Here is a 12,937-nt window from a genome sequence, read left to right on the forward strand (position 1 = left end):
TCGGGCGCTGTCCACAAAGTTCCCATGATGACTATAAAAGACATCGATTTGTACGTCCATCCCCTTGCCTGGTTTACTTGGCCATGTTGGTCTGCCCAGACGGTGGCGTATCGAGATGAACAGCGTGCTTGCCGCGCGCCGCTGATGCGATGGCACCAATCACCATGAGAGCTGCGGAAATGTAAAACGCCATGGCCAACCCGGTGTGAAACGGATCGGAAATCAGACTCGGAAAGAACTGTTTGCCGGTGAGCAAGACCGCTTGGCTGTGCGGCAACACGTGCAAGATATTTAGGCCAGAAGGACCAAGCAAGGTCTGCAGCGGATTATAGCCAAGCAACGCGGCAAACAAGGACGATGTCGGCGGCAAACTGGCAACCGTATCGGCTGCGTGCATCGGCACGTCATGCGCCGAGAGGCCTGAGGCGAGCGCCGATGGCAACTGCGAAGACAAGCCTGCAATGACGATGGAGAAAAAGATGCCCATGCTCATCATCTGCCCGGCGTTCATAAAGGTGGATCGCATACCCGACGCCGCACCGCGATAACGAGCTGGGACAGAACTCATGATGGCCGCGCTATTGGGCGACGAAAATAAGCCCATGCCGACGCCGACAATGAAAATGTATATCCAAAATAGCCAATGGTTGAAGTTGACGGGCAAGGTCGCCAGCAAAACGAAGCCAATAGCGCTGACGATAAGCCCACCCGTCGCAAAAGCCTTGGCGCCAAATCGATCGGAAAGATAGCCGCTGATAGGTCCGGCAGCAAGAAAGCCGACGATTTGCGGCAGTGTGTAGAGCCCTGCGATAAGCGGTGTATTTTCGTACGATACGCCATGCAACGGCAAAAAGATGCCCTGAAGCCAAATGATGAGCATAAAGCTGAGCCCACCGCGTGCCAAAGCTCCTGCAAACAGCGCGATATTGCCAAATGTAAATGCCCGGATGCGGAACAGTCCGAGGTGAAACAACGGTTGTTTGACGCGTTGCTCGACCACCGCAAAGACAATGAGCATGGCGAGACCGACGGCCAAGCAGGCAAGGACAAAAGGCGAGCGCCAGCCCATCGCATGACCACCGTAGGGCATGATGCCGTATGTGAGCCCAAGCATGATACCAAGGACGCCAAGCGCAAGGGTCAAGTTCCCTGTCACGTCCAAATGTTCACCACGCTGTGGTGCGGTGACTTCGCGCAACGCGACATAAGCCCAGATGGTTCCTGCGATACCGATGGGGACATTGACCAAAAACACGTATCGCCAGTTACCTGTCGACGCCAAAAATCCACCGACGACCAGCCCGACGACACTGCCGGCCACCGATGCAATCTGGTTGAGTCCAAGCGCCAGGCCTCGCTGATTGGCTGGAAACGCATCCGTCAAAATCGCGGCGCTGTTCGAGAACAAAAACGCCCCGCCAATCCCTTGAATGACGCGGAATATAATCAGCTCGATCTCCCCGGCCATGCCCTTACTCCACGTCAGCGCACAGAGTATGGAGCCGATGGTGAAAACCAAGAACCCCAGGTTATACAACCGAACGCGGCCAAACATATCCGACAATCGGCCAAACGTCACGAGGAGCACCGTAGTCGCAACATTAAATCCCAGCAACACCCACAAAAGTAACCCCGTTTGCCCACCTTGCAGTGGATTGACCGAAAGGCCGGAGAAGATTACCGGCAATGCGATGATTAAAATCGTCCCATTAATCGAAGCCATCAGCACGCCCAGCGTCGTATTCGAAAGCGCAATCCACTTGTACACATCGCGCGATCGCGCTGTATCCACTTGTTGCAATGTAACATTCCTCCCGCATCATTCACCCTCGTCGACCTCGTTGCGATGTTTCGCGAGTTTTTGTTCAATCCTCGCCAAACGTTCGCGGTAGCGCTGCCGCATGGTCTCGAGCCGCTCAACCTTTTCGTCGATATGGGCAACGACTGTCTCTAAAAGTTGAATGGAATGTTCCAAGATATCCATGCGGACTTCCGGCTTCACACCAGCTTCCAGTTGCACACGGTAACCTTGAAGCACATCTTCGACGTCCATAACCTCGCGAATTTCTTGCAAGGTGTAGCCCAACACGTCGCGCAAGCGCAAGATTTGTTCCAACCGAGCAATGGTCGCCTCGTCATACACGCGATGGCCTCCTGGTGTGCGCTGCACAGGCGGAATAAGACCCACTTCCTCGTAGTAGTGCAGCGTTCGAGTCGTAATGCCCAGCCTCCCGGCAACCGCCTCCACCGACCACGCCTTACCCATTGCCATCCCCCTTTCCGAACACGCATTCACCCGATCCATGCTATACCTATGAAAACCAAACGTCAACGTAAGGGTTTGTTTTAGCGAAAACAAAAGGCGGGAGCCTATGCCCCGCCTTCGTTATCGTGATCGATGGATTCGCGCGATCGCGTTGGATTACGTGCCGTTTCCACTGCCAGCTTCGTTTGTCTGCGTGGCCCCGTTTGCCAAGCTCACATGATTTGTCTGAACGGTGCCGTTACTCGTATTCGACGCGTAACCTGCTCCGCCCACAACGTTACTCCCCAATGCACCACCAACGCCTTTACCATGACCCGGTCCCCCGTTCAGGTGCCCGGGTGGTGTTGGCGGGACAGGCGGGGCAGCCGGTGTGGGCGTTGAAGTGTTGGCCGTGTTATTGGTACCCGGGCCGACCCCACCTCCGCCGGCCGTGTTGGTTCCGTTGTCCGATGTAACGGAGTTGCCTGTCGTATTGTTTACCGTCCCGTTTCCCATCACGGAACCCGTCGCATTGCCCGGGCCAATGCCATTGGCCTGATTCCCCGGTCCTGCCGACTGACCCGCTCCTGTCGAAACTGCGACAGACACGGGTTGCCCGATATCCAGCCCGGACTGCTCGCTCGTCGCTTGCACCGTGTAAACGTACGACTCACCGGGTTGCACGGAACTGTCTGTCAGACTCGTGGATGTCGTCTGGCCAACCGGAACCGTCTCGTCGGAGCTGCTCGTCGACACGCGCGTGACGACATAGGTCACCGGTGATGAAAAGCTGCCGGACCAACTGAGCGAAACCGTGTTGTTCGCGGCGTTATACGTCGCGTGCAGACCTGAGATGCTGTTCGTCGGCGTCGAGTTCTTTGTCGGTGTCGTCGAACCGACGTAATTCACTCCCTCTGCCGTACCCGTGATGTACGGATAAGGCCCTTCCGGGAACTGCTGCGCCTGTTCGTTCTGCAGGGCAAGCGCAATGATGTCGTGGAAGATCTGAGCCGCATTGGCTGAAGGATCAACGGGTGACATCGTCATGTGGTACTCGTCGTTGGACTCGTCGTAACCAATGTGGATGCTGCCAACCAATGTCGGCGTATACCCATCAAACCAACCGTCGCGAACCCAGTTCGGATGGGATCCAACGAGCCCGCTGTCATACTGCACCGTTCCCGTCTTACCGGCCACGCCCCAGCCGGGAAGTTTAGCCGACTGACCCGTGCCAAAATCGACGACATCCTGCATCAGACGCGTCATGTCCGCCGCCGTTTGTGCGCTCATCACCTGGTTTTGCTGCGGACCTTCGTGATAGATGATGCCTCCCTGCGCGTTGACAATCCGGTTGATCAGATATGGCTTTGAATGAATGCCGTTGTTATCGAACGCAGTATACGCGCCAGCCATCTCCATCGGTGTGACACCGTTTATAAGACCGCCAATCGCAATGCCAAGATGCTCATAATCCTTGCTCGTCAGCGGAATGCCATCCGCTTTTGCCATGTTTGCGCCGGTGCTGATGCCAATCTGCTGTAAAAGCCAGACGGATGCGACATTTTGCGACCATTCGAGGCCATATTGCAACGTCACTCGCGTCGGCCCGCCGACCTCCCAGTTTTGTGGCTCATAGCCATCGCCAAAATCCTGCGGTTGGTTATCCAAAATCGATGTGTACGTCCAGTTCCCCGTCTGCAATGCCGGGGCATAATCCATAATCGGCTTGATGGATGAACCAGGTGAACTTGCCTGGTAGACCCGATCCAACCCGAGCGGCACATATCCTTGTTTGCGCGATCCGGCTGCACCCAAAATGCCGCCCGTCTTTGGATCGACAAACACAGCTGCACCTTCGACCACGGTTCCTGTCGTCGCCCCGGGGAAGTCTGAATCGTACTTGCCACTCCAGAACACTTCGTTAATCGCGTTTTGTACGGCCGGATCGATCGTCGTGTAAATCTTGAGCCCGCCCTGCATCACTTCGCTAGGAGGGATGCCATGGCGATTAAGATAGTCCAACAAGAAATTGGTCAGGAGTGGATCGCTACTCCAGCCATCGCCTGGGAACGAGTGAAACGATACGTCGAGCGGTTGCTTGGCTGCTGCCTGCGCTTGTGCTTCTGTGATGTAGCCGTAATGAACCATGTTCTGCAACACCTGGTTGCGCCGATCGAGAGCAGCCTTCGGATGTTGCAGCGGATCGTACGCGCTTGGAGCCTGTGGCAGGCCGGCGAGCAGGGCCGCGTCTGCCAACGTCAGCTTGTTTGGCTCCTTTTTTAAATCGATGCCAAAGTAGCGCAAAGCCGCTTGTTCAATGCCGACAGTACTTTCGCCCAGCGGAATGCGATTCAAGTACATCGCCAGGATTTCTTGCTTCGTGAAGTTGCGCTCGATTTGCAAACCGAGCGCAATCTGCTTAAACTTGCGCGAAAACGTCTTTTGATCGGTCAAGTATGTGATTTTCGCCAACTGCTCGGGAATTGTACTGGCCCCTTGTGCCAAACTTCCCGAGGAGAGATCGACGAACAACGAACGAAAGATGGAACGAATGTCAATTCCGGAGTTCGTCCAAAACGTGTGGTCTTCGGTAGCGACAATCGCGTCCTGCATATCTTTCGGTATCTGGTCGTACGTCAAATCTGTGTTGGGCGAACCAAGCGACATCAGCCGGCTACCATCCTCCGCATAAACAATGGAAGGCTGGTGCACTTCCTCGAGAACGCTTGGCTGAAACGGCGTCATCCGCACCGCCAAATAGAAACCAGCGCCTAGCAACACGATAATGAGGATGACAGACGCTGTGACAATCGAGATCCATCGACGGACCAACGACGACACCTCCAATGGTTCTGTGTCCAATCTGCGTCCCGACAGCTCTCAATCTGTATGCCAAAAGATATCGTTTCTTGCCTATTCCCGAACGTGGGAACCCGACGAGCGCCCTCGCTTATAGCCTCTTGAGTCGCCAGGTCAGCTTGGGTTTGGCAATCGCCGCACTCGTTCGGACAGGGACGCTGAGCTGTTGGCTGCCGACCGTGACATTCAACGTGCCAACCACCGCATTCGCGGGAATGGCATCAGACAATGTGCGGGTCTTAAACGACTGCGAGATAGGCATACCGCCAAAGCCAATGGCTTGCACGGATTGCGCGGCCGTCAGGGAGGCCGGCTGTGTCCAGGCCGCATTCAGCGTACCTACCTGTGCACCAGCTTGCAAGAGGTTCACAGGTCGCAACGCCTTCTGCGCATCTTGCGCAATCCGCACGCTCGCCGACAAAGCCTCATCTAGCTCCTGTGACCCTTTTTGCCCTAATACGGCGCCGACAATTAAGACGTTCTGTCCCGCCACCGTCTTCTGCGCGGCAAAGACGAAGCAACCGCCCGCCTCAAGGGTACTGCCTGTTTTTCCACCAATGATGGTGCCATGCCCCACCTGCGAATCGACGTTGTAAACGAGTCCAGCAACCGGCAATACCGCCTGCGGTTCACCGACAATTTGCCGGAATACTGGGTTTTCCATCGCTTTCGCAAATAGCTTCATCTGATCCACGGCATCGCTTTGGCTCGCCGGCGAATAGCCGGTCGGATCCGCGTAGTGAGTATTTTTCATGCCCATCTTTGCGGCCGTCTCGTTCATCTCTTTGACGAACGCCGCCTGTGAACCGTCACACCATTTGGCAAGCAAGGAACCGACGTTGTTGCCCGACGGCAACAAAAGCCCTTCTAGCGCCTGATACTCGGTCAATTGCTCACCAGCGGCCACCTTCACCACGGATTCGCCCAAGGCTTTATCCTGCACATATGTCTTCACGTCGGCTGGCGTCACCGTGATGGACGGGCCCTGCTGGCCGAGTTGAAGAGGGTGCTTCTGCAACACGAGGTAAGCCGTCATCACCTTGGTCACGCTGGCGATGGGTACAGATGCCTGCACACCGGAGCTGCCAAAGCTGCCAACGCCAACCGCTTCGAGAGCAGCTTGTCCCTGCGTCGGCCACTGAATCTTTGGCGCAGGTCCCGCGACCTTGGCCGGCAGCGCAGCGAGCACGTTGGCAGCAGGCTTTGGCACTGGTCGCACCAGTTGCACGACTGGGATGGCAATGATGATTAGGACGATCACGACGGTTATCACAATTCCGCGGATACTACGCACAAACATCCTCCTAATACGAAATACGCGATATCACTCGCTTCACGACATGGCGTGCTCGACCTGTTGGTTCACCAACCGACGATAGCGCACATACATGGCAATCCGCCATGGCACAAGCATGCCAAACGCTAAGCAGAAAAACAGCGAACCGGTCTGATACACGTCCACATAGTTCTCGACAAGGCTGTGGAGCGCGATACGTACCACCAAAAGCCCCAACAAAATATAGATAAACGCGCGCGATCGCTTCAGATATATGCCGTCCTCTCCGACATAAAAGTGCGACGTCGCAATCAGCGGATAGCTGAACAAGCAACCGGCACACATGGCGGCTAAAGCATAGAGAACGGGTTCGCGCGTGAATGGAAACACGTACATCAAAAACCCTGTGCTCATCGCCACTGGTGGAATGAGAATTTTGCGTGCGTTGGTGGGGCGTTTCCCGGCACGTAGCCGCACGAAAATCACCGTCAGTGCAAAAACCACCGCAACAGCAGTCCCAATGAGCGTCATAGCCTGGTTGTGATTCACACTCTCCCCCTCGCCTTCTTGGAATCGCTGCAAGCTCGTTGCAGCAAATCAGAATAGAAACTACGAGAGAGTATACCATCAATTTCTCAACACGTTCTTGAACGCTGTTCTACAAAACTGCGACAAATGCCTGGCAATTCGAAGGAGTGAAGTCGCCGCTTACCAACTGGGACACAGTTTGCAAAGCTTATTTTGCTTGCTAAACTACATGACAGCGTTCCAAATTTCACGCCGGCTAACGGAGGTCGACATGGTGTCTCAACGGTATGCACGTCTACTCCAGCGCTACCGCTACCTCGTAATCGCCATCTGGGTGGCTGTTGTTGCCGCAGCTCACGCCTTGCTGCCACAACTCAACAGCGTCGTTGCGCACCGCAACACGGAACTCCTGCCGAACTCGACGAGCGTCGTCGTCGCTAGCAACTGGCTTAAGCAGGTCAATCCGAAAGCGAGCGTCGGCAGTAGCGCCGTCGTGGCCATCTACAACCCGAAAGGTCTAACCGACCAAGACAAGTCGTGGTTTGCGCTCGAATTGCAGCAAATCGCCAAACACAAGACAGAGTACGGCGTCAAATCGGTCTCCGGCGCATACAACGCGAGCGCCTCCGTCCAAAAGCAATACTTTAGTGGCGACGGCACGGTCGAAATCGCGAGCATCGGCTTCCCCGGTACGGACGTCGCCAAGTCGACCAACGCCGCGCTCGCTCACGTCAAACAGGCATTTTCTGAAAAGCCTGCCGACGCAAGGATCTTGTTTACCGGCGACACCCCCATTGAAAATGACAATATCAACATTTCCATGAACGGGGCGTCAAAAACCGCGGGCGTGACTGTGGCGCTTGTGCTCATCATTCTTCTTGTGGTCTTCCGATCCGTCGTCGCCCCCTTCTTAACTCTGCTTTCCATCGGCCTTTCCTATCTTTTGACGACCAACGTCGTCGCGGCATTGGCCAACGTCGGCCTGCCAGTGTCGACTTTTACAGACACGTTCCTCATTGCCATCATCTTTGGCGCTGGTACTGATTACAGCATCATCGTCATGAACCGCTTCCGCGAGGAAGCGAGCCGTGGCCTTGCCCCTGTCGATGCTCTGGCGGCTGCCATAAAAGGCATCGGCAAAACGGTCGTGTTCAGCGCATTGACCGTCTTTATGTCGTTTGCCACACTCTACTTCGCCCGTTTCGGCCTGTTCAAATCTGGCGTCGGCGTTGCCGTCGGGATTGCCATCACGCTCGCCGCATGCCTGACCTTCCTGCCGGCACTGATGCTGTGCCTGGGACGATTCGTGTTCTGGCCACGCAAATCGATCACGGCAGCCAGTCACAAGCCGTCGCGTATTTGGAGCGCGACAGGCGGCCTGTCACTCCGTCACCCGTGGTGGACGCTTGCCGCTGTCGCTGTCGTCTTGGCGCCTATAGCAATGACGTTTACCGACCAAAGAACGTTCGATCCAACATCGGACATTCCGAATGCTCCATCGGTCGTGGGCTTTCAAATTGTGTCCAAGGCGTTTGGCGCAGGCAAAGTCCTGCCGATGGACATCGTCGTGCACACGCCAGATGACCTACGTTCCCCACAAGGCCTTGCGACCATCGAAAACATTTCGTCCTCAGTCGCTAAGCTGCCATTTGTTGCGGAAGTCGACAGCGCCACACGGCCAGTCGGCAAAGTGATCTCGCAATTTCAACTGGCACAACAGAACCAACTCGCGGCGAGCGGCCTAGGTCAGGTTCAGGAGGGGTTGCATCACATCGCGTCTAGCGTTGGTAGCCAAAGCGCGAATCAGGCGGCGGGCGCGGCGACCAAGTTGGCCAGCGGCGCAAGAGCGCTCGCAACTGGTGAGAATCAGCTGTACAGTGGGCTACAACAAGCTGGGACGGCAAGCAACCAATTAGCCGAAGGAGCACAACGCTTGGCAAACGGCTCAGGATCACTTGCATCAGGTAGCAAGGCACTAGATAGAGCGGCGACGAAACTCGCTACAGGCGGTCAACAGGTTGCCAGCGGGATCGCCCGAAGCTCGAGCGCTGCGAAACAACTAGCGAGCGGCACTGCAAAGTTGCAGCAAGGCCTAAGCCAGCAAGCACAAGTGTCAAGCGAATTGGCAAACGCCCTCGCCAATTGGGCAAAAGCACATCCTAGTGATGCTGCGGATCCCTCATGGCAACAAATTGAGCAGCTTGCAGAAGCCACAGCTGCAGGGAGCCAGGCGGCGAGCGCGGCTTCGACCAAGCTTGCCGGAGGAGCAGGTCAGCTTGCCACAGGTCTAGCCAAGCTGTCGGAAGGTGCCGGCAGTGTGGAAAAAGGTTTGCAAGCTATTGCTGCAGGCGGCCACCACTTGGCTGATGCAAGCGAACTTGTGACCACAGGATCGGGACAGTTGGCAAGCGGAACGGCTCGCCTTGCAACGGGCCTGGAGAAGCTGAGTGGCGCAAGCGTTCAACTGCATAGCGGCTTGTCGCAATGGACTGCCGGGGCACAACAATTTGCAGCAGGTATGCAAGGTGCAGGACAAGGCGAAAATCAGTTGCACAATGCACTGGTCAAGTTGGCAAACGGAGTGGGTACCGTCAAGAACGCCTTACACCAAACGAGCCATGCCACACAGACGGGCAATCCAGGCTTTTATGTGCCTGCGTCTGCACTGCGATCAAACGCGGGTTTACAGCAGTCCATGAACAGCTACATCTCGCCAAACGGACACACGGCCGACATTCGCGTGACCCTGAAAACAGATCCATATTCGATGACCGCAATCCAGCAGATGCCGCGGCTTGAGGCGCAGGCACAGGCCGCATTTACGGCGAGCCCGATTCATACCGGAGAACTCGGCTATACCGGCACAACGCCGACGCAAGCGGCGCTCAACCAGTTATCGGGTAGCGACTTCACGCGCATGATGGGGATGATTCTCGCGGCCATCTTCATTCTTCTCGTGCTCATGCTACGGTCGCTTCTGGCGCCGTTGTACGTGATCATTTCACTGACAGGAACGTATTACGTGACGATGGCCATCTTGCAATACGTGGCCATTCACATCATGGGCAAATCCGGAATCAGTTGGACCGTCCCCTTCTTTGCATTGTTGCTACTCATTGCTCTGGGCGTCGATTACTCCATCTTCCTCATGTCGCGGTTTGATGAGGAAATGCAAAACCATCCAGAACTCAACATCCGTAGCGCGATGTGGCGGGCTATGCGGCAGATGGGCAATGTCGTCTTTTCGGCAGCCGCCATCATGGCAGGCACGTTCGGATCGATGTCGGTATCAGGCGTGACGACACTCGTTGAAATTGGCTTGTCGGTCATCATTGGACTCGCGATGTACGCGCTGATTGTTTTGGCCTTCTTCGTCCCGGCAGCAACGGCGATTGTAGGCAAAGCTCATTTTTGGCCATTCATACGAACGAGTAGAGAAGAACGCACACTCCATGGACAACCGGATCCGATTGTCGATTAGAAGCATAAAGGGCGGGGTTGCCACCTCGCCCTTTATGCGCTTTCCTCTTTCATTTCGCTTGCACACAACAGACCCATCCCGGGACATTGATGTGCCGTCCCTCGCACAAAAGCCCTATGACTAAGAAACCAACTTCCGATTGTACCGCAAGCCAGCCACGCCGTTCGCATACTTTTTTCCTCCCACACCCACTCTAGATGATGGATAAAAACGTTCTGTCGAACTCAAGGAGGCGATCCAATGCCCACGAACACAACAACTGTACAACCCGGTCACACCCCGACGTTCCCAACGTCGTTTCCACCTCAACACCAAAATCAGCAACCCGGGCTCGAGTCGGAGATGAACCCACGCCCATTTTTCGACGACCCGAATTACCGAGGCAGCCAAAAGCTACAGGACAAAGTCGCCATCATTACCGGCGGTGACAGCGGTATCGGCCGGGCGATCGCGATCGCGTTTGCCAAGGAGGGCGCCGACATCGCAATCGTGTACTACAATGAACACGAAGATGCCGAGGAGACCTCCACCTGCATCGGTCAATATGGCCGCAAAGCCATCACTTTGCCGATCGACGTCGCTAACGCAGATTTGTGTAAACAGGCGGTTGCTCAGGTGATCCAGAAATTCGGGAAAATAGATATTTTGATCAACAATGCCGCCGAGCAACACCCGCAAAACAGCATCCTCGACATTACACCAGACCAACTGCAACGGACATTCTCCACAAATGTCTTTGGGTATTTCTACATGATCCAAGCGGCACTTCCACATCTGCAACAAGGTTCGTGCATCATTAACACAACTTCGATCACGGCCTATGCAGGAAACGAGACGTTAATTGACTATTCTGCAACAAAAGGGGCCATTGTTACCTTGACGAGGTCTTTAGCGAAGTCTCTTGCCAAGCAGGGGATACGCGTCAATGCGGTAGCTCCCGGCCCGATTTGGACGCCCTTGATTCCGTCGACTTTCGAGGCCAATCAGGTGGCGCAATTCGGGAGTGACACACCGTTAGGCCGCGCCGGGCAGCCTGCGGAACTGGCGCCGGCATATGTATATTTGGCGAGCAGTGATTCTTCGTATATGAGCGGTCAGGTGCTGCATATAAACGGCGGCCAGATCGTCAACGGTTGAATTCCGGACGCCAGCCGCCGTCAGATGTGCATTACGATTGTGGTACGAGCGTCACCGTGCCGTTGGCCGGAATAACGCCAGTCAGGAGCGTGTCAGGCGCCAAGCCGTTGCTGACGGCTGGCGTCTGCGCGGCAATTTGAATGGTATAAACACCGCCTGACGGTTGTGCCGACGATGCCACAACAAAGTCACCACTGTGCAGTGTGACGAGCACTTTGCTCAAATTCCCCACCTGGTAGACGGGAATGGAAGTGGCCGTACCCGCCGGGTTCGTCACCTCGACGCGATATACATTTGTAAATTTCACATACTGCGAATCGACCCAACCATAATTCACAATATGATACCAAGGCATCACATACGGACCCGCCATACCTTGTTCAATCTGATCAATCTGCACCTGGGTGCCAGACGGAATCAAATTGGCGTTGGATTGATTGGGCTGGATGTATGTCGTCCACATCGCATAGCTCCAGATGCCATCGGGATTCGTCATATGCATGACCTGCGACTCAAACTTCTTGACCGCTGCCTCGGTAAGCGGACCATATTGACCGTCGATCTGCAATCCCGCTCCAATCGTCTGATTCAGGTACTTTTGCACTTCTGCAACAGGCTGACCTGCGCTACCGTTTTGCAACGGCCCGAAGAATTGTTGATTCATGCCGGCAGCCATGGAAGGGAAGTACGGCACCCCACCGTTCTGGTAATAACTATCAGACTGAATGACGCCTGTGGCTCCGTTCATGTAAAAGACGGGTTCCGTACTACTTTTCGGGGTCGGCGCCACATTCTGTGGCGAGTATTGCTTATAGGCGCTCACACTCGAACCAACCGAACTTGCAAATTGCGTCATCAGGCTACCAATGCCCGCAGCCCATTGCTTGTCCGTCGCGTAGTTGACATTCATTCCTGTCAACGTCGGTGAAACGTACTCGCTGCCTCCGGGATTGAGGTAGTTATTGCGGACCTCCCACGCTTCAAAGCGGATTGCGTAATCGTCACTCGGGAACATACCCGCGTCATTACCGGGATTTGAATCGTATGCGCCGTATCCAAACAGATTGTTCTTTGCGAGTGCAATTTGACTTTGTCCCCAGTAACTCTCGAGAATGGCGTGAGAAACGAGATAATTGGCGTCTACGCCGTACGTGTTTTGGGCGTCCATAAACGAGGCACCCAACCCATTGAGGGGTGAGTCATTCGCAAGTAAGTATGAATTGATACTTGATGTATTGATGTTGGCGGGCGCCGGAAAACGAAGGTCCACATTGGTAAACGACAGATTGGCACCCGTCGAGCCGCTCGTGCCGCTTCCACTCGAATTGCCCGTGCTGTTGCCCGTCGTGTTCCCGGTACTGTTGCCCGTCGTGTTCCCGGTGCTGTTGCCTGTCGTGTTCCCGGTGCTGTT

Annotated in this window: 8 protein-coding genes; 2 read left to right on the plus strand and 6 right to left on the minus strand. The window is 55.2% G+C overall.

Annotated elements, in window-relative coordinates; all coding sequences use genetic code 11:
* Positions 1–73 precede the first annotated feature (73 nt).
* The 5 genes from BLU70_RS07815 to BLU70_RS07835 all read right to left on the minus strand — a co-directional run bounded on the left by BLU70_RS07815 (position 74) and on the right by BLU70_RS07835 (position 6,911).
* Complete coding sequence (locus tag BLU70_RS07815) at positions 74–1,792, minus strand: MFS transporter (RefSeq protein ID WP_244885153.1); 1,719 nt, start codon at positions 1,790–1,792, stop codon at positions 74–76.
* 27 nt (positions 1,793–1,819) lie between these two features.
* Positions 1,820–2,266, minus strand: coding sequence for a MerR family transcriptional regulator (locus BLU70_RS07820; RefSeq protein WP_244885145.1), 447 nt, complete (start codon positions 2,264–2,266; stop codon positions 1,820–1,822).
* Positions 2,267–2,422: 156 nt separating this feature from the next.
* Entirely contained in the window at positions 2,423–5,086 is a 2,664-nt protein-coding gene (locus BLU70_RS07825) for a transglycosylase domain-containing protein (protein WP_244885154.1), read from the minus strand.
* Positions 5,087–5,195: 109 nt separating this feature from the next.
* Positions 5,196–6,404 carry a D-alanyl-D-alanine carboxypeptidase family protein gene (locus tag BLU70_RS07830; RefSeq protein ID WP_176780860.1) on the minus strand — a complete coding sequence of 403 codons (1,209 nt, stop codon included), beginning with the start codon at positions 6,402–6,404 and terminating at the stop codon, positions 5,196–5,198.
* A 33-nt stretch (positions 6,405–6,437) separates the two neighbouring features.
* Entirely contained in the window at positions 6,438–6,911 is a 474-nt protein-coding gene (locus BLU70_RS07835; protein WP_420865894.1) for a CcdC family protein, read from the minus strand.
* A gap of 268 nt (positions 6,912–7,179) precedes the next feature.
* Here BLU70_RS07835 and BLU70_RS07840 point away from each other — a divergent pair, with 268 nt between their 5' ends.
* Together BLU70_RS07840 and BLU70_RS07845 are read left to right on the plus strand one after the other, a co-directional pair.
* Positions 7,180–10,389: an MMPL/RND family transporter gene (locus BLU70_RS07840; protein ID WP_083341208.1), complete on the plus strand. Its 3,210-nt coding sequence runs from the start codon at positions 7,180–7,182 to the stop codon at positions 10,387–10,389.
* A 240-nt stretch (positions 10,390–10,629) separates the two neighbouring features.
* Positions 10,630–11,526, plus strand: a complete 897-nt coding sequence (locus tag BLU70_RS07845) for an SDR family oxidoreductase (protein ID WP_006447812.1) — start codon at positions 10,630–10,632, stop codon at positions 11,524–11,526.
* A gap of 31 nt (positions 11,527–11,557) precedes the next feature.
* Here the strand turns inward: BLU70_RS07845 and BLU70_RS14750 are convergent.
* Positions 11,558–12,937, minus strand: a 1,380-nt coding sequence (locus BLU70_RS14750; protein WP_244885146.1) for a glucosaminidase domain-containing protein, incomplete at its 5' end; no start/stop codon positions are given.

The organism is Alicyclobacillus hesperidum (assembly GCF_900107035.1).
GTDB classification, from domain to species: Bacteria; Bacillota; Bacilli; order Alicyclobacillales; family Alicyclobacillaceae; genus Alicyclobacillus; species Alicyclobacillus hesperidum.